This window comes from Caulobacter sp. SRI_014 (assembly GCF_057586315.1).
In genome coordinates, this window is the sequence record NZ_JBYCZQ010000002.1 from 480,151 (window position 1) to 500,473 (window position 20,323).

The 20,323-nt window shown below is 69.0% G+C and carries 20 protein-coding genes; 9 read left to right on the forward strand and 11 right to left on the reverse strand.

Annotation, left to right across the window (positions count from 1 at the left end):
• Positions 1-24: 24 nt before the first annotated feature.
• Positions 25-2,343, reverse strand: a complete 2,319-nt coding sequence (locus AC2YG9_RS07820) for an ATP-binding protein (protein ID WP_487297390.1) — start codon at positions 2,341-2,343, stop codon at positions 25-27.
• A gap of 133 nt (positions 2,344-2,476) precedes the next feature.
• Between AC2YG9_RS07820 and AC2YG9_RS07825 the strand changes: the two genes are divergently transcribed.
• The 5 genes from AC2YG9_RS07825 (at position 2,477) to AC2YG9_RS07845 (ending at position 8,449) form a co-directional block, all read left to right on the forward strand.
• Positions 2,477-3,664 (forward strand): BaiN/RdsA family NAD(P)/FAD-dependent oxidoreductase, encoded by a 1,188-nt coding sequence (locus tag AC2YG9_RS07825; RefSeq protein WP_487297391.1) that lies wholly within the window; start codon positions 2,477-2,479, stop codon positions 3,662-3,664.
• Between the two features lie 66 nt (positions 3,665-3,730).
• Complete coding sequence (locus AC2YG9_RS07830) at positions 3,731-4,189, forward strand: SAM-dependent methyltransferase (RefSeq protein WP_487297392.1); 459 nt, start codon at positions 3,731-3,733, stop codon at positions 4,187-4,189.
• Entirely contained in the window at positions 4,186-5,325 is a 1,140-nt protein-coding gene (locus tag AC2YG9_RS07835; protein WP_487297393.1) for a CaiB/BaiF CoA transferase family protein, read from the forward strand. Before AC2YG9_RS07830 ends, AC2YG9_RS07835 begins: the two co-directional genes overlap by 4 nt.
• A gap of 56 nt (positions 5,326-5,381) precedes the next feature.
• Complete coding sequence (gene fdhD, locus AC2YG9_RS07840; RefSeq protein ID WP_487297394.1) at positions 5,382-6,179, forward strand: formate dehydrogenase accessory sulfurtransferase FdhD; 798 nt, start codon at positions 5,382-5,384, stop codon at positions 6,177-6,179.
• Positions 6,176-8,449: an FdhF/YdeP family oxidoreductase gene (locus tag AC2YG9_RS07845; protein WP_487297395.1), complete on the forward strand. Its 2,274-nt coding sequence runs from the start codon at positions 6,176-6,178 to the stop codon at positions 8,447-8,449. Before fdhD ends, AC2YG9_RS07845 begins: the two co-directional genes overlap by 4 nt.
• Here the strand turns inward: AC2YG9_RS07845 and AC2YG9_RS07850 are convergent.
• On the reverse strand, positions 8,446-8,937 hold the full coding sequence (locus tag AC2YG9_RS07850) for a COG3650 family protein (RefSeq protein ID WP_487297396.1): 492 nt from the start codon (positions 8,935-8,937) through the stop codon (positions 8,446-8,448). The genes AC2YG9_RS07845 and AC2YG9_RS07850 overlap by 4 nt on opposite strands.
• A gap of 57 nt (positions 8,938-8,994) precedes the next feature.
• Here AC2YG9_RS07850 and AC2YG9_RS07855 point away from each other — a divergent pair, with 57 nt between their 5' ends.
• The 4 genes from AC2YG9_RS07855 to AC2YG9_RS07870 all read left to right on the forward strand — a co-directional run bounded on the left by AC2YG9_RS07855 (position 8,995) and on the right by AC2YG9_RS07870 (position 12,014).
• Positions 8,995-10,116, forward strand: coding sequence for a DNA cytosine methyltransferase (locus tag AC2YG9_RS07855; protein WP_487297397.1), 1,122 nt, complete (start codon positions 8,995-8,997; stop codon positions 10,114-10,116).
• A gap of 79 nt (positions 10,117-10,195) precedes the next feature.
• The gene (gene cysK, locus AC2YG9_RS07860; protein WP_487297398.1) at positions 10,196-11,173 is read left to right on the forward strand and encodes a cysteine synthase A; all 978 of its coding nucleotides are present in this window, start codon (positions 10,196-10,198) and stop codon (positions 11,171-11,173) included.
• The gene (locus AC2YG9_RS07865; protein WP_487297399.1) at positions 11,173-11,583 is read left to right on the forward strand and encodes a hypothetical protein; all 411 of its coding nucleotides are present in this window, start codon (positions 11,173-11,175) and stop codon (positions 11,581-11,583) included. The genes cysK and AC2YG9_RS07865 overlap by 1 nt, the downstream gene beginning before the upstream one ends.
• Entirely contained in the window at positions 11,580-12,014 is a 435-nt protein-coding gene (locus AC2YG9_RS07870; RefSeq protein ID WP_487297400.1) for a very short patch repair endonuclease, read from the forward strand. Before AC2YG9_RS07865 ends, AC2YG9_RS07870 begins: the two co-directional genes overlap by 4 nt.
• A 195-nt stretch (positions 12,015-12,209) precedes the next feature.
• Here AC2YG9_RS07870 and AC2YG9_RS07875 read toward each other — a convergent pair whose 3' ends face one another.
• The 9 genes from AC2YG9_RS07875 to AC2YG9_RS07915 form a co-directional block, all read right to left on the reverse strand.
• The gene (locus tag AC2YG9_RS07875; RefSeq protein ID WP_487297401.1) at positions 12,210-13,955 is read right to left on the reverse strand and encodes an ATP-binding protein; all 1,746 of its coding nucleotides are present in this window, start codon (positions 13,953-13,955) and stop codon (positions 12,210-12,212) included.
• A gap of 90 nt (positions 13,956-14,045) precedes the next feature.
• Entirely contained in the window at positions 14,046-14,510 is a 465-nt protein-coding gene (locus AC2YG9_RS07880) for an OsmC family protein (protein ID WP_487297402.1), read from the reverse strand.
• Positions 14,510-14,890 carry a VOC family protein gene (locus tag AC2YG9_RS07885; protein WP_487297403.1) on the reverse strand — a complete coding sequence of 127 codons (381 nt, stop codon included), beginning with the start codon at positions 14,888-14,890 and terminating at the stop codon, positions 14,510-14,512. The genes AC2YG9_RS07880 and AC2YG9_RS07885 overlap by 1 nt, the downstream gene beginning before the upstream one ends.
• A gap of 22 nt (positions 14,891-14,912) precedes the next feature.
• Positions 14,913-15,272 (reverse strand): hypothetical protein, encoded by a 360-nt coding sequence (locus AC2YG9_RS07890; protein ID WP_487297404.1) that lies wholly within the window; start codon positions 15,270-15,272, stop codon positions 14,913-14,915.
• Positions 15,272-16,438 carry an acyl-CoA dehydrogenase family protein gene (locus AC2YG9_RS07895; protein ID WP_487297405.1) on the reverse strand — a complete coding sequence of 389 codons (1,167 nt, stop codon included), beginning with the start codon at positions 16,436-16,438 and terminating at the stop codon, positions 15,272-15,274. The genes AC2YG9_RS07890 and AC2YG9_RS07895 overlap by 1 nt, the downstream gene beginning before the upstream one ends.
• A 2-nt stretch (positions 16,439-16,440) precedes the next feature.
• A complete protein-coding gene (locus AC2YG9_RS07900) occupies positions 16,441-18,222 on the reverse strand; it encodes an acyl-CoA dehydrogenase C-terminal domain-containing protein (protein WP_487297406.1) in 1,782 nt (593 codons plus the stop codon).
• Between the two features lie 86 nt (positions 18,223-18,308).
• The gene (locus AC2YG9_RS07905; RefSeq protein ID WP_487297407.1) at positions 18,309-18,791 is read right to left on the reverse strand and encodes a MerR family transcriptional regulator; all 483 of its coding nucleotides are present in this window, start codon (positions 18,789-18,791) and stop codon (positions 18,309-18,311) included.
• A gap of 191 nt (positions 18,792-18,982) precedes the next feature.
• Positions 18,983-19,561, reverse strand: a complete 579-nt coding sequence (locus AC2YG9_RS07910; protein WP_487297408.1) for an SH3 domain-containing protein — start codon at positions 19,559-19,561, stop codon at positions 18,983-18,985.
• 113 nt (positions 19,562-19,674) lie between these two features.
• Positions 19,675-20,253 carry a hypothetical protein gene (locus tag AC2YG9_RS07915; protein WP_487297409.1) on the reverse strand — a complete coding sequence of 193 codons (579 nt, stop codon included), beginning with the start codon at positions 20,251-20,253 and terminating at the stop codon, positions 19,675-19,677.
• Positions 20,254-20,323 lie beyond the last annotated feature (70 nt).

Here is a 20,323-nt window from a genome sequence, read left to right on the forward strand (position 1 = left end):
GCAACCGCTTGATGCGAAAGCGGTTCAGGCGACCTCGGCCGCAGGGGCCTCGTCAGACGACAGCCGGACGATCTCGGCCAGCAGGGCGACGGGAGACAGGGGCTTGGAGACCACCCCGTCCATGCCGGCGGCCAGATAGGCCGCCTTCTGGTGCGACATGGCGTTGGCGGTCAGGGCGATGATCGGCGTCTGGCAGGCCGGGGCCGGCAGGGCCCGAATGCGCCGGGCCGCCTCCAGCCCGTCGATGCCGGGCATCTGGATGTCCATCAGGATCAGGTCGTAGAGCCCGGCCTGGGCCGCATCGACACCCGCCAGCCCGTCGCCGGCCACGGCGGCCTGCGCCCCCAGGGTCTCCAGCAGCCGGGAGGCGATCATCTGGTTGGTCGGGTTGTCCTCGACGACCAGCACCTTCAGGCCCGCCAGAACGCCGTCGAGGGGGCGATCGTCCTCGCCCTGGGCCGGCTGGGCGAGCGGGGCCGTCACGGTCAGGACAAAGGTCGAGCCGACGCCCGGCGACGAGCTGAAATCGACCTCGCCGCCCATCAGCCCGGCCAGTCTCCGGGTGATGGCCAGTCCCAGGCCGGAGCCGCCGAACTGGCGGGTGGTCGAGGCGTCGGCCTGCTGGAAGCGCTGGAACAGCCGGGCCTGGGCCTCGAGCGGGATGCCGACGCCGGTGTCCTCGATCTCGAACCGCAGGGCATCGCCCTCGCGCCGGCAACGCACGGTCACCTGGCCGCGGAGGGTGAACTTCACCGCGTTGCCGACCAGGTTGAACAGGGCCTGGCGCAGCCGCACCCCGTCGGTCAGAGCCCAGCCCAGGTCGTCGGCGCCCTCGATAACCAGGCCGATGGCCTTGTCGGCCGCCAGCGGCCCCTGCATCCGCACGACGCTGGCCGCCAGCGCGCCGACATCGATGGGCGTGATGTCCAGCTCGAGCTTGCCCTCCTCAATGCGCGAGAAATCGATGACGTCGTCGAGCAGGGTGGTCAGCATGCGCCCGCAGCTGAGGGCCTCCGACAGCAGCAGCCGGGCGTTGTCGGTCAGCGGCTCGCGGTCGAGCAGATGCATGACGCCCAGCACCCCGTTCATCGGCGTGCGCAGCTCGTGGCTCATGTTGGCCAGGAAGTTGGCCTTGGCGTCGTTGGCCGCCAAGGCCATGCGCTCGGCCTCGACCAGGGCCAGTTCCTGGCGCTTGCGAGCGTCGATATCCATGACCAGGCCAACGCCGCGCCGGGTTTCCTGGTCGAGGGCGTAATAGACCCGCACCCAGCGCTCGGCCCCGTCCAGGTGGGCGATGCGGAATTCCATCGGCTGGCTGGTGTCGCCCATGGCCCAGCGCACATTGCCTGCGATGACCAGGGCCTGGTCCTCGGCATGGACGAAGGGCCAGACCGGCACATTGATGTCGTCGTAGCCCATCTGCCGACCGACAAGTTCGTAGAACTGGTCCGATGCCCAGAAGGTCTGGTTCTGATGGTCGATCTCGAAGGCCCCGGCTTCGGCGGCATGCAGGGCCAGCTTCAGGCGCACGGCGTTGGCGGTCAGCTCCTCGGCCAGGACCCCGACGCGCTGCTGGCCGCGCAGGGCCGCGTCGCGGGCCTCGGCCAGCTCGGTAACGTCCTGCGAAATGCCCTTGAGGGCGTACATCCTGCCGCGCTTCTCGGTCCGGAAGGTGGCCCGCATGGTCAGCCAGTCGCCGTCCGCCTTGCGGAAGCGATGCTCGACCGTGGCGCCCTGGCCGGTCTCCACGGCGCGAATAAAGGCCAGGCTGACGTCGTCCCTCTGGGCCGGGTCCAGGAGCCCGAGGAACTTCTCGGGCGTATCGATGTCGTCCTGGGCCCAGCCGAACAGGCCCAACACGTCCCGCGACCATTCGATGCGATCGCTCTTGGGCTCGTAGGTCCAGGTTCCGATGCCGGCGGCGTCACTCAGCATGCTGTGGTCGCGCCGGGCTGCTTCCAGCTCCGCGTCGCGGGCCCGTTCTGCGGTGATCTCACGCATCGTGCCGATCAGCAGGCCGTCGCCGGTCAGCCGGTTGCGACCATCAAACCACAGCCAGCGACCGTCCTTGGCCTTCAGCCGGCCGACGGTGACGCATTCACCCTCACGGACCAGATCGCGGCTGGCTTGCAGGAGGAGATCGCGGTCGTCCGGGTGGATCAGCGCCATCGGCGAGCGGCCGATCAGCTCCTCCGCCGTCCAGCCGGTGACCTCGGTCCAGGCCGGGTTGACCTCCCTGAGGATGCCGTCGAGCCCGGCCACGCAGAACAGATCACGGCTGTTCTCGAAGAACCACCGCGCGGCGCTCGCGCCCTCCGGCGAGTTGTTGGAATCCCCGCTCATTGCCCGAAGTATCCGCGAAAGGAGTGAATCAAGGGTTCTGCACGGCGGGCGTGCGTCAGGGCCCCGCGGGTTGGAAATTCGTCCGGAAGACCTTTCGTTTGACTCCACGGGCGCGAAGGGGTCGAAGCGCGCCATGAAACAGACCTTCGATGTCGTCGTGATCGGCGCCGGCGCAGCCGGAATGATGTGTGCGATCGAGGCGGGCAAGCGTGGGCGGTCGGTGCTGGTCCTCGACCATGCCGCCGCGGCCGGCGAGAAAATCCGCATCAGCGGTGGCGGCCGCTGCAACTTCACCAACCTGGAGGGCGGCCGGGCCGACCGCTACCTGTCGGCCAACCCGCACTTCTGCAAGTCCGTGCTCAGCCGCTACACCCCGCGCGACTTCATCGCCCTGGTCGATCGCCACGGCATCGCCTGGCACGAGAAGACCCTGGGCCAGCTGTTCTGCGACGGCTCGGCCAAAGAGATCATCGCCATGCTGCTCAGCGAGATGAAGGCGGCCGGGGCCGTGCTTCGGGTGAGCACGGAAGTGGACCGCATCGAGCAGACGGACACGGGCTTCGAGGTCGCCATCGGCGGGGCGCGGATCGCCTGCGAGAGCCTGGTCGTCGCCTGTGGCGGCAAGTCGATCCCGAAGATGGGGGCCAGCGGCTTCGGCTATGAGATCGCCCGGCAGTTCGACGTCAATGTCACCGATACCCGGCCGGCCCTGGTGCCGCTGACCTATGCGGTGCAGGTGCTGGAGCAGCTGAAACCCCTGATCGGGGTGGCCGTGCCGCAGGCGGTGGTCACGGGCGGCAAGGGCTCGTTCGAAGAGGACATCCTGTTCACCCACCGGGGCCTCTCGGGCCCGGCCGTGCTGCAGGTGTCGTCCTACTGGCGCGAGGGCGAGGAGATCGTCGTCAACTTCGCCCCCGGCCTCGACGCCCTCGATTTCCTCAAGACGGCCAAGCGCGAGCACGCCAGGACCGCCCTGCACACCGTGCTCGGCTGGAAGCTGCCCCGGGCCCTGGCCGTGCTAATCGCCCACGACCACGGCGCCCCCGGCAACATGGCCGACCAGCCGGACAAGGCCCTCAAGGCCGTGGCCGAGATGGTCAACGCCTGGCGCACCAAGCCGGTGGGGTCGGAAGGCTATCGCACCGCCGAGGTCACCCTCGGCGGCGTTGATACGAAGGGGCTCGACCAGAAGACCATGGCGACGCGCGGCGTCCCCGGCCTCTACTTCATCGGCGAGGTGGTCGACGTCACCGGCTGGCTGGGCGGCTATAACTTCCAGTGGGCCTGGTCGTCGGGCTTCGTGGCCGGACAGGCGGTTTAGGACCAGCCATTGTCGGCTCCGGCCGACGGGTCTAAGCGATCCGGCGTCACAGCCGGGGAGCGCGCCATGACCTTCACCCTCACCCCTGTCGCGACCGTCCGGGGCGGCCGCGCCGAAGCCATCGACGATGACTGGGGCCAAAGCCGCGCCCGGCTGGTTCTGACAGACCAGATGCCCGAGGACAGCCTGGCCGGTCTCGCCGACTTCTCCCATGCCGAGATCATCTTCGTCTTCGACCAGGTGAGCGACGACAAGATCGTCAGCGGCGCCCGCCGGCCGCGCGGCAATCCCGACTGGCCGCTGGTTGGCATCTTCGCCCAGCGTGGCAAGAACCGACCCAACCGCCTGGGCGTCACCGTCTGCTCCATCGTCGCCGTCGAGGGGCGCGAGGTCATCGTCGAGGGGCTGGACGCCATCGACGGCACGCCGGTGCTGGACATCAAGCCGGTGCTGACCGGCTTCCTGCCGCGCGGCGAGGTCAGAGAACCCGGCTGGGCCCGCGAAATCATGGAGGCCTACTGGTGAGGCGACCGCTGGAGGGCGTCCGGGTCCTCACCCTGGAGCATTTCGGGGCCGGCCCCTACGCCACCCTGCTGATGGCCGAACTGGGGGCCGAGGTGATCAAGGTTGAGTCGCTGGAGCTCGGCGGCGACGCCTCGCGCCCGACCGGCCCCTACCTGCTGGGCGAGCACGACAGCCAGTATTTCCAGACCTTCTCGCGCCACAAGAAGAGCGTCGGCCTGGACCTCAAGACCCACCGCGCCGACTTCGAGCGGCTGGTGAAGAGCGCCGAGGTGGTGGTCAACAACCTGCGCGGCGACCAGCCGGCCAAGCTGGGTCTGACCTATGAGGCCCTGAAGGCCATCAACCCGGCCATCGTCTGCGGCAGCCTGTCGGCCTATGGCCGGGGCAACAGCCGCGAGGCCTGGCCCGGCTTCGACTATCCGATGCAGGCCGAGTGCGGGCTGATGAGCCTGACCGGTGAGCCGGACGGCCCGCCCTCGCGAATGGGGGTGTCGATCATCGACTTCATGAGCGGCGCCACCTTCGCCTTCGCCATCGTCAGCGCCCTGTTGTCGGCCCGGACCACTGGCGTCGGCTGCGACGTTGATGTCAGCCTGTTCGACGTAGCCCTGCACCAGCTGAGCTACCCGGCCGTCTGGGCCATGAACGAGGGCCACGCCACCACCCGCCTGCCAGCCGGGGCGCACCCCTCACTGGCCCCGGTGCAGCGGGTAAAGACCGCCGACGGCTACGGTCAGCTGATGTGCATGACCCAGAAGTTCTGGGACGAACTGTGCGCCCTGACCGCCCGCCCGGACCTCGCTACCGATCCGAGATTCGCCACCCTGGCCGACCGGCGGGCCAATCTCGCCGCGCTGACCGGCGCCATCGACGCCCTGTTCCAGACGCGAACCAACGCCGAGTGGACCGCCCTGCTGGCCGGCCGCGTCCCCTTCGGCCCGGTCAACGATGTCGTCCAGGCGCTCGACAATCCCTTCGTCGCCGAGGTCGCCATGCGCGACGTGATCGAGCATCCCGACCGCTCGCAAGGCCTGCACATGCTCGCCGCCCCGATCCGCATCGACGGCCAGCGGATGCCCGGCGTGCGTGCGCCGAAGCTGGGTGAGCACACGGATGAATTGCTGGGCGAAGGCTAGGGATCACAAGCGCTTCGGTCTCTTGCCTCCGCCCCCGACAGGCGTAGCTTCGCCCCATGTCCCTGCTTCCCCCTACGACGCAAGTCCGTCCCGCCCGCCAGCATCGGGCCGGGATCGATCAGGCCATCGAGCGTCCCCTGGCCGACGAGGCCCCGATCGGCATCCTCTATGACGGCCGGCCGCATGCGGTGCTGATGGCCACCCCGGCCGAGGTTGAGGATCTGGCCATCGGCTTCACCCTCAGCGAGCGGATCGCCAGCTTCGACCAGATCGCCGGCGTCAGCGTCGAGGTCGTGGCCGAGGGGGTGCAGGTCGATGTTCGCCTGACCGTCGGGGCCCGGGCCAGCAAGGCCAAGGCCCGCGCCAGGACGATGGAGGGCCGCTCGTCCTGCGGTCTGTGCGGGGTGCAGCGGCTGGCCGCCGCCGTGCGACCGCTGGACGCCGTGGCCGACGGGCCGGTCATCCCGGCCGGCGCCATCGCCGCCGCCTTCGAGGCGCTGGAAGATCAGCAGGCCCTCGGCAACCTGACCCGCGCCGCCCACGCCGCCGCCTTGGCCAAGGCTGATGGAACCCTGGTCCTGGTCCGCGAGGACGTCGGCCGCCACAACGCGCTGGACAAGCTGATCGGCGCCTCTGCCCGCGCCGGCCTCGCCGCCCCGCTGTGCCTGGTCACCAGCCGCTGCAGCTACGAGATGGTCGAGAAGGCCGCCGTCGCCGGGTTCCCGATCCTGGCCGCTATCTCGGCCCCGACGGCGCTGGCCCTGCGCAAGGCCGAGGAGAGCAACCTGACCCTGATCGCCCTGGCCCGCGCCGACGGCTTCACTGTGTTCGCCGGCGGGGAGCGGATCGCGTGAGCCCCCCAAAGAAGATTCGGGGCATCAAGGACTACAAGCCGCCGGCCGGCGGCTGGGGCGCCCTGCAGGCCGTCGCCGGCGTGCTGGCCGGTCAGGACACTGTCGCCAAGGGCGGGCAGGCCCTGCTCGACGCCAACCAGCCGGACGGCTTCGACTGTCCGGGTTGCGCCTGGCCGGACCCGAAACACACCTCCAGCTTCGAGTTCTGCGAGAACGGGGCCAAGGCCGTGGCCTGGGAAACGACCAGCCATCGGGCCACGCCGGAAATTGTCGGGGCCCATACGGTCGCCGAGCTCTGGCAATGGTCCGACCACGACCTGGAGAACCTCGGCCGGCTGACCGAACCGCTGCGCTACGATCCGGTCGGCGACCGGTTCCAGCGCGCCAGTTGGGACGAGGCCCTGACCGCCATCGGGGCGGCCCTGCGCGCCTTGCCGGACCCCGACGCCTGCGAGTTCTACGCCTCCGGCCGGGCCTCCAACGAGGCGGCCTTCCTGTTCCAGACCTTCGGGCGGCGGTTCGGGACCAACAATTTCCCCGACTGCTCCAACATGTGCCACGAGCCGACCAGCGTCGGCCTGGCCGAACAGCTGGGGCTGGGCAAGGGCTCGGTCAGCCTCGAGGATTTCGACCACGCCGACGCCATCTTCAGCTTCGGCCACAACCCCGGCACCAACCACCCGCGGATGATGGGCACCCTGCGCGAGGCGGCCCGGCGCGGGGCGGCCATCGTCGTCTTCAACCCGATGCGCGAGCGGGCGCTGGAGAAGTTCGCCAGTCCCCAGCACCTGGAGGACATGTTGCCGGGCGGCGGCGCCGACATCGCCAGCCGCTATTACCAGCTGAAGGTCGGCGGCGACGTCGCGGTGCTGACCGGCCTGATGAAGCTGCTGATCGAACGGGACGCGCTCGACCATGCCTTCATCGCCGAGCACACCTCCGGCTTCGAAGCCCTGGCCGCCCATGTCGCCGTCGCCGACTGGAACTGGATCGAGACTCGCTCGGGCCTGACCCGCGCCGAGCTGGAAGACGCCGCCGACATCTACCAGCGGAGCAAGGCCATCATCCTCTGCTACGGCATGGGCCTGACCCAGCATCGCTCGGCCTCGAGCCTCGTACAGCAGCTGGTCAACCTGCTGCTGCTCGGCGGCCATATCGGCCGGCCCGGGGCGGGCATCTGCCCCCTGCGCGGCCACTCCAACGTCCAGGGCGACCGCACGGTCGGCATCACCGAAAAGCCCTCGCCCGCCCTGCTGGCCGCCATGGAGCGGGTGTTCGGCTTCAGACAGCCGACGGCCCACGGCCACACCGTCGCCGAGGCCATCGAGGCCATGCGCGAAGGCACGGCCAAGGCGATGATCGCGCTGGGCGGCAACTTCGCCGTCGCCGCGCCCGACCCGGCCCTGACATACCCGGCCCTCAAGAAACTCGACCTGACCGTCAACATCGCCACCAAGCTCAACCGCACCCATCTGCTGACCAGCAAGGAAGCCTGGGTGCTGCCCTGCCTGGGCCGCACCGAGATCGACGTCCAGCCGGGCGGGCGCCAGTCGGTGACCGTCGAGGACAGCATGTCGATGGTCCACGCCAGCCGGGGCATGCGCCAGCCGGCCTCGGAGCACCTGCGGTCGGAACCCTGGATCGTCGCCCAGATGGCGCTGGCCACCTTCGGCGAGGACCCTCACGTCGACTGGCAGGGCCTGGGCGGCGACTACGACCGGGTGCGGGACCTGATCGAGCAGGTCTTCCCCGAGCTGTTCGGGGACTACAACGCCCGCATCCGCACCCCGGGCGGCTTCCGCCTGCCAGTGCCGACCAGCGAACGGGTGTGGACGACGCCGAGCGGCAAGGCGGCCTTCCTGCCCTACGTCGCCGACGACGCGGCGGTGGACGACCCCACGCGCGGCGACTCCGAGGTGCTGCTGCTGACCACCCTGCGCAGCCACGACCAGTACAACACCACCATCTACGGCCTGAACGACCGCTATCGGGGGGTGAAGGGTCGCCGCGACGTGGTCTTCGCCCATGCCGACGACCTTGCGGTGCGGGGCATCGCCGATGGCGACCGTATCGATCTGGCCTGCGCTTTCGACGGCGGGGTGGAGCGGACCCTGAAGGGTTTCACCGCCGTGGCGAAGGACATGCCCAGGGGGTGCCTGGCCGCCTACTATCCGGAAGCCAACCCCCTGCTGGCCCTGTCGGAGCGCGACCGGCGCAGCGGCACGCCGGCCTACAAGTCTATGCCGGTGCGGATGAGAAAAGCCCTCTAGGGCTTGGGCAGCTTGGCCAGTTCCTCGGACGAGATCCCGCAGCCCTTGAGCACCAGGTCGCCCAGCTTGACCTCGGCTGTATAGGGATAGACCCGGTCGCTCATGCCGTCCGAGCAGGTTCCGGCCGACAGGCTGGCGGTCAGCGGCGTGGCGCCGGCCTGGCCTGTCCAGGTCGCCTTGCCGGACGTGGCGGTGAGGGCGGCGTTGGCGGCGGTCACGGCCGGTTCGGGGTCCGGACGGGTCAGGACCAGGGTCGTGCCCTTCACCTGCAGGTTCCAGAAGGGCTCGGTGCCGATCAGGCTGAAATCGACGCGGAAGGGGGCGGCTGGATCGACCGCTTCGGTCGGCTGCGGCTCGCCGGGGGCCTGGGCGGACGGGGGCGGCGCGTCGGCCGGAGGCACGGCTTCGCCGCCGCCGGGGGCTTCCGGGGAACAGGCAACCAGGGCCAGAACGGCGGTGGCGGCGGCTGCAAAGGCGATCGGACGCATGGTGATTCCCCTGTTCGGGCTTTCCGCCCGCGCGACGCAGGTTAGACTCATATGCCCATGAGTCGAAACGCCCCGCTCCGCTTCCTTGAATTCTTCGCCGGCGGGGGCATGGCCCGGATCGGGCTGGGCGTCGGCTGGGCCTGCGCTTTCGCCAATGATTTCGACCCGCTGAAGGCCGGCGCCTACCGCGCCAACTTCGCCGACGCGCCCGGCCACTTCCACGAGGGCGACGTCTGGCAGGTCAGCCCCGCCGCTCTGCCCGGAACCGCCGATCTGGCCTGGGCCTCATCCCCCTGCCAGGACTTCAGCTTGGCGGGCGGGCGCGCCGGCCTGAAGGGCGGGCGTTCGGGGGCCTTTTTCGGTTTCTGGCGACTGGTCCAGGCCCTGGCCGCCGAGGGCCGTGCGCCGCGCACTGTGGTTGTCGAGAACGTGGTCGGCCTGCTGACCTCGCATGGCGGCGAAGACTTTACCGCCCTCTGCGCGGCGCTTGCGAAAGAAGGGTACCGGTTCGGGGCCCTGGAAATCGACGCCGCGGCCTTCCTGCCGCAGTCGCGGCCCCGCGTCTTCGTCATCGCCATCCGCGAACCGGTTCCGGCCGAGCTGATCGGGGGCGAGGCCTTCCGCAGCCCCGCCGTGCTGGCCGCCCGTGACCGCCTGCCCGCCGACCTGCGCGCCCGCTGGATCGACTGGCGGCTTCCCAGCCCGCCGGCCCGCAACACCCGGCTGGCCGACCTGCTCGAGCCCGACGACGTCGTCGCCTGGCGCAGCGAAGTCCAGACCGCCGCCCTGCTGGCCCAGATGTCGCCGCTGCACCGCCAGCGGCTCGACGCCGCCGCCCGTCACGGCAGGACGGTCGCCGCCGTCTTTCGCCGCACCCGGGCCGGGGTTCCGAAGGCCGAGATCCGGCTCGACGGGGCGGCCGGTTGTCTTCGCACTCCGCGCGGCGGCTCGTCGCGGCAGATGATCCTGGTGGCCGGCGACGGCCAGATCCGCTCGCGCCTGCTCACCGGCCGCGAAGGCGCCCGGCTGATGGGCCTGCCCGACGACTATCAGCTGCCGAAATCACAAACAGGCAGCCTGCATGTTATTGGCGACGGGGTTTGCGCACCCGTGGTCCGCTGGCTGGCCCAGGGCCTGCTCGAACCCCTGCTCAGGGGCGCCGGACGGGCCGCCGCCTGATAGGGTTGCGAGACGATCTGATGTGGCGCAACGCCGCCTGCCTCCCTAGACTTGCGGCACATCCACAGGCGAGACCCTGATGACCCAATCGTTCGACACCGCCCGCTATACCCGCGCCGGCCGTGGCAAGATCTTCCCCTCGGTGCTCGACCTGATCGGCGACACCCCCATCGTCGGCCTGCCGCGCCTCACGGCCGAGCTGAAGCCGCGCGGCGAGGTCGTGGCCAAGCTGGAGTTCTTCAACCCGATGGCCTCCGTCAAGGACCGCATCGGAGTGTCGATGATCGAACAGCTGGAGGCCGACGGCCTGCTGAAGCCCGGCGCCACCATCGTCGAGCCGACCAGCGGCAACACCGGCATCGCCCTGGCCTTCGTCGCCGCCGCCAAGGGCTACAAGCTGATCCTGGTCATGCCCGAGAGCATGTCGATCGAGCGCCGCAAGATGCTGCTGCTGCTCGGCGCCAAGCTGGAGCTGACCCCGGCCGAGCGCGGCATGCGCGGGGCCGTCGCCCGGGCCACCGAAATCCTCGAGGAAGTCCCGGGCTCGGTCATGCCCCAGCAGTTCGAGAACGCCGCCAACCCGGCGATCCACCGGATCTCGACCGCCGAGGAGATCTGGAACGACACGGCAGGGCGCGTCGACGCCGTCGTCAGTGGCGTCGGCACCGGCGGCACCATCACCGGCGTCGGCCAGGTGCTGAAGGCCCGGAAGCCGAGCCTGCGCATGGTCGCGGTCGAGCCGGAGAACAGCGCCGTGCTGTCCGGCGGCCAGCCCGGCCCGCACAAGATCCAGGGCATCGGCGCCGGCTTCGTGCCGGCCAACGTCGACCGGGGCGTCATCGACGACATCGTCCAGGTCAGCAACGACGACGCCTTCGCCATGGCCCGCAAGGCCGCCGCCATCGAGGGCCTGCCGGTCGGCATCTCGTCCGGCGCCGCGCTGACCGCCGGCTTCGAGCTGGCCAGCCGGCCCGAGTACGAGGGCAAGCTGATCGTGGTCATCATCCCCAGCTTCGCCGAGCGCTACCTGTCGACGGCGCTGTTCGAGGGGCTGTGATGAAGGCCTCGCGCGTATTGATCGCCGCCCTGGCTCTGGTCGCCGTTTCGGCCGGCGCCGCATGGGCCTGCAGCTGTGTGCGGTTCAGCAGTGCGGCGGAACAGTACGCCAAGGCGCAGCTGGTGTTCATCGGCCGGGCCGAGGGGCGCGACATCCTGCACCGTGACGGCGGGCCGCCGGTGGCGGCGACGCGGTTCGCCGTGCAGCGGACGCTGAAGGGCCAGCGGGAGGCGGTGCGCAAGATCGTGCACAGCGAGGAGACCGCCGGCATGTGCGGCATCCGCTTCCGGCGCGGCCAGACCTATCTGGTCATCGCCCATCGGGCCGAGGGCCGCTGGCACACCAACAGCTGCAGCGCGCCGCAGTTTCCCCGCGCCGAGTTCGAGCGCCTGGCCGCTCGGCGGCGGTGACGCCAAAAGAAACAACGGACGTCTACGGTCCGGAGAAACGCTCGGCGGTCATGCGCCGGGTCAAGGGGCGTGACACCAGCCCGGAGCTCAAGGTCCGGCGGCTGCTGACGGGCCTGGGCGCGCGCTACCGGCTGCATCGCAAGGACCTGCCGGGAAAGCCCGACATCGTCATGGCCGGGCGGCGGCTGGCGATCTTCGTGCATGGCTGCTTCTGGCATGGCCACGACTGCGCCCGGGGGGCGCGGGTGCCGAAGGCCAACCGCGATTACTGGCTGGCCAAGGTGGGGCGCAACCGCGAGCGGGACGTGACGCACCGGGCGGCGCTGGAGGCGGCCGGCTGGCGGGTCGAGACGATCTGGGAATGCGAGATGAAGGACGAGGCGGTGTTGCGGGAGCGGTTGCGGCGGTTGCTGGAGAGCGCCAGCGCCTGACGATTGCGCGCTATCCATCCCCCAAACTCCGTCATCCCAAGACTTGTTCTTGGGATCCACGGTTCAGCCGCCGCCAGCATCCAACCTGGAGGCGCGGCCGCGCCTCCACCCGGCCGATTGTCGACACACCAACCGTGGGCCCCAAGAACAAGTCTTGGGGTGACGGTGGAAAAGCGGGAAAGTCGGCGGGCGGCCCTAAGCCGCCGCCGCCGCGCGCTGGGCGCCGGACAGGGCCGCTTCGAGGGCCGCGTAGAGCTGGGCCGGTTCGATCGGCTTGGCGACATGGTCGGTCATCCCCGCCGCCAGGCAGGCCTCCCAGTCGCGGGCCGTGGCCGAGGCGGTGATGGCGATGACCGGGACCTGCTGGTTGGGGCCCTTCATGGCCCGCAGCTCGCGGGTCGCCTGGCGGCCGTCCATGTCGGGCATGTAGACGTCCATCAGCACAACATCGAAGGTCTCGAGGGCCAGCCGTTCGAGGGCCTCCTCGGCCGAGGCGCAGGTTTCCGGGACGATGCCCAGCGGCGCCAGGACCAAGGCGATGGCCTGGCGGTTGACGGCATGGTCGTCGACGACCAGCACCCGGGCCTCGACGGCCTGGGGCGCCTGGACGGCGGCGGGGGCCTCGGCGGCGGGAAGCGTCAGGGACAGGGTGAAGACAGCGCCTTCGCCGGGCGCGCTGACGACGGTGATGTCGCCGCCCATCAGACGGGCCAGCTCGCGGCTGATCATCAGGCCAAGCCCGGTGCCGCCGTGGGTGCGGGCCGTCTGGGCCCCCAGCTGTTCGAAGGGCATGAACAGACGGTCCAGCTGTTCCGGCGTCATGCCGGGGCCGGTGTCGTCGACGGCGATGGTCACCGCAAAGGTTCCGTCCGGATTGGTCGCGCCGCCGAGCTGCAAGGTGACGCAGCCTTCCTTCGTGAACTTCAGGGCGTTGGACAGCAGGTTGTTGATCACCTGACGCATGCGGGTCGGGTCGCCGCTGACCCAGCCGGGCAGGTGCCTCGAACCGAGGATGCGCATGCGCAGACCCTTGGCCCGGGCCTGCGGGCGCCAGGCGCGGACGGCGTCGAGCACGGCGGTGCGCAGGTCGAAGTCGACGGTCTCGACGCTCATCCGGCCGGCTTCCAGCTTGGAGAGGTCGAGCATGTCGTCGAGCAGGGTGGTCATCATCCGCCCGGCCTCGCCGATGAGGCGGCCCTGGCTGTGACCCGCCCGCTCGGTGTCGGCGGCGCCGGCCAGGATGGCGCTGATCGGGGTGCGCAGCTCGTGGCTGATCATCGCCACCCAGGCGCTCTTGGCGCGGGTCGCGGCCTCGGCCTCGTTGCGGCGCAGCTCGGCTTCGGCCCGGGCGTCGTCGGAGACCTTGCGGGCTTCCTCCGTCGTCAGCCAGGCGCCGATGATGTTGAGGATGACCAGGCCGACGGCGATCATCATCGTCGAGACCAGAGGGCCCGGGGCGGTGCCCGCGTCCATCAGCGGCAGAACGAGCAGATAGAGGCCATAGGGCAGGCAGGCGGCCGCGAAGGCGATGCGGCTGCCCCGGCAGATGGCGATCAGATTGGTCATGGCGGTGGCGACGACGATCATCGCCAGGGCCGGGCCGTAACGGTCAATGCCCTGCCACAGCACCGGCGCCAGGCTGCCGAAGGCGATGGAGGAGGGCAGGAAGGTGATCAGGGCGGCGCGGGCCGCCTGGAAGGGGGTGTCGATGCGGCGCTTGGTCAGCTGCACGCCGGTGAAGTGGTCCAGCCCCTGGGCGGCGGTGTAGAGCGCGGCCCAGCCCCAGGCCCAGGTCCAGCCGAAGGCCAGGGTCAACCCGGCCGCCACGCCGACGGCGGTCATCAGCCGGATCGGCATGTGCTTTCGCCGCGTGGCGACGACGGAGGCCAGGCCAAATCGGTCTTCGGCGTCTTGGGCCGTGATGGTGGTTTCCCCGGACATGACGGGGACCGTGCGACCGAGGGTCCTAAGACTCAGTGAAAGAACGCTGGTCGGCGTCTTGGTTAATGACCCAAATCCGGAAATTGGTCGCTAGCGAGGCTTTTCGACCACGATCTCCGTCTTTACCGAGCTGGCGATGTAACAGACCTCATGGGCCTCGTGGTGCAGATGGTCGAGCTCTTCCGACGTCGGCTGTCTGCCGTCGAAGGCGATGGCCGGGCGCAGGGCGACGCGGGTGACGGCGATCTTGCCCTCGGCGTTCTTTCGCATGACGCCTTCCGCCTCGTCGCGGTAGCTGCGCACCGCGAACCCGGCCTTCGAGGCGATGTAGAGGAAGCTGAGCATGTGGCAGTTGGAGATGGCGGCGACCAGCATCTCCTCCGGGTCGATGGCGTCCGCCGCCGACCAGGGGGCCGGCACGACATGCGGCGAGGCCGAAGCCGGCACGGTGATGCCGGCGTCGAAGCTGACCGTGTGCTTGCGGCTGTATTTGCCGGCGATGAAGTCCTCGCCGGGCTGCAGGGCCCAGTCGACGGTGGCGGTATAGCTGCCCATTACGACTCCAGAGGAAAGGTGGCGGCCTCCAGCTTGTTGCCGTCGAGGTCGCGGATGAAGGCGGCATAGTAGCCGGTCATCGCCGCCTGGCGAGAGCCGGGCGGGCCGTCGTCGGCCCCGCCGTGGTCGAGGGCCGCCTGGTGGAAGGCCCGCACGGACGCCTGGTCGCGGGCCCGCAGGCAGATGTGCAGGCCAGTGTCGCCGGGCTCATGTGTTCGGTTCGGCCGATGGTTCAGCCAGACCTCGGGATAGCGCTTGCCGAAGCCGACCGTCGCCTCGCGCTCGACGAGGCGTCGGTAGCCGAGCGGTGACAGCACGGCTTCGTAGAATGCGGCGGAGGCGGCGAGGTCGCGGACAGACAAGGACAGATGGTCGATCACGCCTGTCTCCCTTGATTTGGCATCAGTGTTTTCGCGCCCGAATCCAGCGGGCGGCCCCGAGGCCGAGCACCAGAAATATGATCGCCCCCGGCGCCAGGGCCCAGCCGCTGAGTTCGCCGCTGGCCAGCAGGATAACCGCCGCGACCGCCAATCCGGCGCCGACCAGCAGGAACATCGCAAGCTGCATCCAGTGCAGCCAGCCGACCTGGCCATGCACCGCAACGTTACGCTGGATCAGGGCGACCGACCCCGCCGTCTCCGCCGTGTGCGCCGGGCAGCTGAGGACATCCTCCACCGGCGTCGCACAGTCGGCGCAGACACCGCCGCCGCAATGGCGGCAGACTCCCACCGCGTCCCGTTCATGATGGCGCAGGCAGCGCATCAGAGAGTCCGCGCGATCAGCACCTTCATGATCTCGTTGGTGCCGCCGTAAATCCGCTGCACGCGGCTGTCGCGGTACATGCGGGCGATCGGGTATTCGGCCATGTAGCCGAAGCCGCCGAACAGCTGCAGGCAGCGGTCGATGATCGAGTTTTCCAGGTCGGTGACCCAGTATTTGGCCATCGAGGCGGTGGCCGCGTCGAGCTTGCCCTTGATGTGCTTTTCGATGCAGTCGTTGACGAAGACGCGGGCGACGGTCGCCTCGGTCTTGCATTCGGCCAGCACGAACTGGGTGTTCTGGAAGTCGAGGATGGCCTTGCCGAAGGCCTTGCGGCTCTTGACGTAGTCGATCGTCAGTTCCAGCGCACGCTCGATGGTGGCCATGCCCTGGACGGCAATGCCGAGCCGCTCCTGCGGCAGCTGGCCCATCAGCTGGAAGAACCCCTGGCCCTCGTCGCCGCCCAGCAGGTTCACGGTCGGCACGCGGACGTCGTTGAAGAACAGCTCCGAGGTGTCGGCCGCTTCCTGGCCCAGCTTGTCGAGGTTGCGGCCGCGCTCGAAGCCCTCGGCGCCGTCGGTTTCGACGACCAGCAGGCTGGTGCCGCGGGCGCCCTGGGCCGGGTCGGTCTTGCAGACCACGATGATCAGGTTGGCGGTCTGGCCGTTGGTGATGAAGGTCTTGGAGCCGTTGATGACGTACTCGTTGCCGTCCAGCCGGGCCGTCGTCTTGATACCCTGCAGGTCGGAGCCGGCGCCGGGTTCGGTCATGGCGATGGCGGTGACCAGCTCGCCGTTGGCCATACGCGGCAGCCAGCGGCGCTTCTGTTCCTCGGTGCCGTAGTGGAAGATGTAGGGGGCGACGATGGCGTTGTGCAGGCCGATGCCGAAGCCATCGACGCCCTGAAGCCCGATCTGCTCCATGAGGATGACCTCATGGCGGTAGTCGCCGCCCATGCCGCCGTATTCCTCGGGCATCGAGAGGCAGGCGAGGCCCGCCTCCGCGCTCTCGGTCCAGAACGCCCGCTCGACACAGCCGTCCTCACGCCATTTGGCGACGCGGGATTCCGGCGCCCGGTCCTGGAAGAACTTGCGGACGGAATCCTCGAAGATGACGATGTCTTCTTCGGCCAGACAGGGGGTGCGTTCGACCTGGAGCGGAGCGACCATGCTTAGAAAGCCTCGGCGGGGAGTTGCATCAGGGTGGCGGAACCGGTCTTCAGCTTGGCCAGGTGGGCGGTCCCTTCCGGGATGATCCGTTCCACGAAGTAGCGGCCGACAACCAGCTTGTTGGAATAGAAGGGATCAGCCTCCCCCTTGGTCAGGCAAGCCTTGGCGATCTGGGCCCACATGTAGGCCAGGCCCGTGATGCCGAAGAGGTGCATGTAGTCGGTCGAGGCAGCGCCGGCGTTGTCCGGATTGGCCAGGCCGTTCTGCATCAGCCACATGGTGCCGTCCTGCAGCTGGGCCTTCACGGTGGCCAGGCCGTCGAGGAAGACCTTCATGTTGGCGTCGGCCTGGTTGGCCTCGATGTAGGCGTCGATCTCGGCGAAGAAGCTCATCACCGCCCGGCCGCCGTTGGCCGCCAGCTTGCGGCCGACCAGGTCGAGGGCCTGGACGCCGTTGGTGCCCTCGTAGATCAGGGCGATGCGGCAATCGCGCAGGTACTGGCTGGCCGGAAAATGTTCGGTGAAGCCCGAACCGCCGAACACCTGCATGCTGTCGACACAGACCTTGAAGCCCTTGTCGGTCAGGTAGCCTTTGAGGACCGGCGTCAGCAGGCCCATGTAGTCGGCGCCCTTCTGGCGGACCGCCTCGTCGGGGTGGCCGTGGCTCAGATCGCCCTGCAACGCCGTCCAGAACAGGAAGGCGCGGCCGGCCTCGATGATGGCCCTGGAATCCAGCAGCATGCGGCGCACGTCGGGGTGGACGATGATCGGATCGGCCGGGCCGTCGGCGTTCTTCGGGCCGGTCAGCGAGCGGCCCTGCAGGCGGTCCTTGGCGAACTCGGCGGCGGCCTGGTAGGCGGCCTCGGCCTGGGCGACCCCCTGCAGGCCGACACCGATGCGGGCCTCGTTCATCATCACGAACATGATGCGCAGGCCGGCGTTTTCCTCACCGATCAGGAAGCCCTTGGCGTCGTCATAGGCCATGACGCAGGTAGCGTTGCCGTGGATGCCCATCTTCTCTTCGAGGCCGGCGCATTTGGCCCCCTCGTTGCGCTCGCCGACGTTGCCGTCCGCGTCGGGCAGATACTTCGGCACGATGAACAGGCTGATGCCCTTCACCCCGGCCGGCGCCCCCTCGATGCGGGCCAGCACCAGGTGGATGATGTTGTCGGCCATGTCGTGCTCGCCGGCCGAGATCCAGATCTTCTGGCCGGTGATGCGGTAGCTGCCGTCCGCCTGCGGGACCGCCTTGGTGCGCAGCAACCCCAGGTCCGTGCCGCAGTGAGGCTCGGTCAGGTTCATGGTCCCGGTCCATTCGCCGGTGACCATCTTGGGCAGGTAGAGCTGCTTCTGCTCGTCCGTGCCGCCGGTGTGGATGGCCGAGTAGGCGCCGTGCGCCAGGCCCGGGTACATCGAAAACGCCATGTTGGCCGACGACGACATCTCGCTGAAGCTGAGGTTGACGACGTGCGGCAGCCCTTGGCCGCCGTAGGCCGGGTCGGAGCCGAGACCCGTCCACCCGCCTTCGCACAGTTGCTTGTAGGCTTCCTTGAAGCCCGTCGGCGTGGTGACCGTGTTGTCCGGATGCCAGGTGCAGCCCTGCTTGTCGCCGACGGCGTTGAGCGGCGCCAGCACCTCGCCGGTGAACTTGCCCGCCTCCTCGATGATCGCCTTGACCACGTCCAGCGAGGCGTCGGCGAAAGCCGGCAGCTCGGCATACTGGTCGATCTTCAGCACATCCTCGAGCAGGAAGACGTGGTCGCGCACCGGGGGTTGGTAGGCCATTTTCGGTCCGTGTTTGTGTGTGGAGCTGAAACGCAAAGCGGGGACCGGCGCGAACCGGTCCCCTGAACTCTAGGCGGCAGGAAAGGTTACTTGCCCATCGCCATCTCGGCATGGCCGTCGAGCCGGGCGCGCAGCACCTGGTCGTAATCGGCCGCCTTGGGCAGCAGGTCGGGACGCTTTTCCGACAGGTGCTTCTCGAGGCGCTCGCAGGCGGCGTGCAGCTCGGCGATGGCGCCGTCGATGTCCTCGCGCTGGCGCTCCAGCACGACGATCTTCTCGCGGAATTTCTTCAGGGAATGGGCGTTCTGGTGCGCCGCCTCGTCGCCCTCGTCGTAGAGCTCGAGGATCTCGCGGATCTCCTGCAGCGACAGGCCGACGCGCTTGCCGCGCAGGATGAGGATCAGGCGGGCCCGGTCCTTGTAGCTGTAGACCCGGTTCATCCCGTCACGGGCGGGGGTCAACAGGCCCTTGTCCTCATAGAAGCGCAGGGCGCGCGGGGTGGCTTTGAATTCGGTGCAGAGCTGGCGGATCGTGAAGGTCCGCTCGGGACGGCGCAGTTCCATAACCATGGTGACTTCTCCCTGACGTTGGCGTTCTGATGATGCCCTTAGGTCAGAGGTTATGTCTCGCTTACGTCAACGTCAACAGAGAAGAATGATCTTCCCCGACTTGAGCCATAAAGTACGGAAAAGGGCCGGTTTCTCGCGAAACCGGCCCTTCCCAGTCAGGGTATGCCCCCTCGCCCAAACACTGGCGAAACTTACCAGCTGGCCTGCTGGTAACCGGTCGGACGGACGTAGGCGCCGCTCACGTAACCCACGCCGACGCCGTTACGGCTGACCAGGACCCATTCGCCGCGCTTGGCGTAGGCCATGGCGGTGAAGGTCTCGCCGCGGGTCAGCTTGCCGACCTTTCCGGCGCTGGTCGAGGGACCCGAGCGCAGGTTGACGGTCGAGGTGGCGATGAACCGGCCGCCGGCCTTCTGGAAGTTGGCGGGCTGGACGTAGTTGGCGATCCGGTAGCCGTTCGAGACGTAGGAGCCGGCGTTCAGCTCATCCTTCTTCTGGACCTGACAACCGATGGCGCTGCCGGCGGCGGCGCCGGCGGCGGCGCCGATCACGGTGCCGGCGCCACGCTCGTTCTTGGCCACCTTGTTGCCGATCAGGCCGCCGAGGATGGCGCCGATGATGGCCCCGCCCTCCTGCTTCTTGCCGGGGGCCGAGCAGCCGATGACACCGTTCGGCGCGGCCGAGGCGGCGACGGGGGCGGCGGTGACGCCGAGCGAAGCGACGAGGGCCAGGGCCAGACCGGTCGCGGCGATCTTGTTCTGCGCTTGCATGGTCTTTTCTCCTCAACAATTGCGCGGACCGGGGGACGTCCCCGGTCGTTGAGGAGGGTTATGACGCCGGCCGCCTGAACGGACGCGGAAGCGGACGTTATCTTCCGTTCAGGTCAGTCGAGCTTCAGACCGGCCTTCTCGGCATCGGCGCGGTACTGTTGATGGCAGGCCACCACACCGTCGCCGAATTCCTTGCGCTCGGTGAAGGCCTTCACCTCGGTTGTCATGACCGCGATGAACTTCTCGAAGGCCGGATGGCTCATCAGCGCCGTCATTCGCCGAACCGTCTCCGCGTCCGGCTGGCCGCTGGTGACCTTTTTTGTCAGGACCGCCAGTTCGCGGGCCTCGGGGCCTTCGTAGAACTTGACGATGTAGAGGATTTCCTCCTCGGTCATGCCCTTGTCGACGGCCCGCAACACGATCGCCTCGGCATCGGAAACGCTCATTACCTTGTCGCCGCAGGCGCCGAAGGCCTCGGCGATCCGGCGGATATCGGCTTCCCGGCCCGGATTGCGCGCCGTCAGTTCCTCGGTCGCCCTGCCGGTCAGACGCTCGCCCATGCTCTCGCCCGCGCCAATCGGCGGCATGGCCAGGCGCAGCCGCTCCAGCAGAGCGGCGCGGTCAGCGGGGGCCGCAACCGCCAGACTGACGGTCAGGAGCACGCCGCAAACGGCGAGGGCCAGGATACGCATCGAACCAACTGGAAATGACTGGCCGACACGGACGGCCCCGGCGGCCTTGTGGCCTGCCGCCTCCCCGGCT

Coding starts and splice junctions, on each gene's coding strand:
- fdhD (WP_487297394.1), top strand. CDS start 5,382: ATGTCCCTGCTTCCCCCTACGACGCAAGTCCGTCCCGCCCGCCAGCAT.
- AC2YG9_RS07820 (WP_487297390.1), bottom strand. CDS start 2,343: ATGAGCGGGGATTCCAACAACTCGCCGGAGGGCGCGAGCGCCGCGCGG.
- AC2YG9_RS07850 (WP_487297396.1), bottom strand. CDS start 8,937: ATGCGTCCGATCGCCTTTGCAGCCGCCGCCACCGCCGTTCTGGCCCTG.
- AC2YG9_RS07880 (WP_487297402.1), bottom strand. CDS start 14,510: ATGGGCAGCTATACCGCCACCGTCGACTGGGCCCTGCAGCCCGGCGAG.
- cysK (WP_487297398.1), top strand. CDS start 10,196: ATGACCCAATCGTTCGACACCGCCCGCTATACCCGCGCCGGCCGTGGC.
- AC2YG9_RS07905 (WP_487297407.1), bottom strand. CDS start 18,791: ATGGTTATGGAACTGCGCCGTCCCGAGCGGACCTTCACGATCCGCCAG.
- AC2YG9_RS07900 (WP_487297406.1), bottom strand. CDS start 18,222: ATGGCCTACCAACCCCCGGTGCGCGACCACGTCTTCCTGCTCGAGGAT.
- AC2YG9_RS07915 (WP_487297409.1), bottom strand. CDS start 20,253: ATGCGTATCCTGGCCCTCGCCGTTTGCGGCGTGCTCCTGACCGTCAGT.
- AC2YG9_RS07825 (WP_487297391.1), top strand. CDS start 2,477: ATGAAACAGACCTTCGATGTCGTCGTGATCGGCGCCGGCGCAGCCGGA.
- AC2YG9_RS07830 (WP_487297392.1), top strand. CDS start 3,731: ATGACCTTCACCCTCACCCCTGTCGCGACCGTCCGGGGCGGCCGCGCC.
- AC2YG9_RS07910 (WP_487297408.1), bottom strand. CDS start 19,561: ATGCAAGCGCAGAACAAGATCGCCGCGACCGGTCTGGCCCTGGCCCTC.
- AC2YG9_RS07855 (WP_487297397.1), top strand. CDS start 8,995: ATGAGTCGAAACGCCCCGCTCCGCTTCCTTGAATTCTTCGCCGGCGGG.
- AC2YG9_RS07865 (WP_487297399.1), top strand. CDS start 11,173: ATGAAGGCCTCGCGCGTATTGATCGCCGCCCTGGCTCTGGTCGCCGTT.
- AC2YG9_RS07895 (WP_487297405.1), bottom strand. CDS start 16,438: ATGGTCGCTCCGCTCCAGGTCGAACGCACCCCCTGTCTGGCCGAAGAA.
- AC2YG9_RS07875 (WP_487297401.1), bottom strand. CDS start 13,955: ATGTCCGGGGAAACCACCATCACGGCCCAAGACGCCGAAGACCGATTT.
- AC2YG9_RS07890 (WP_487297404.1), bottom strand. CDS start 15,272: ATGCGCTGCCTGCGCCATCATGAACGGGACGCGGTGGGAGTCTGCCGC.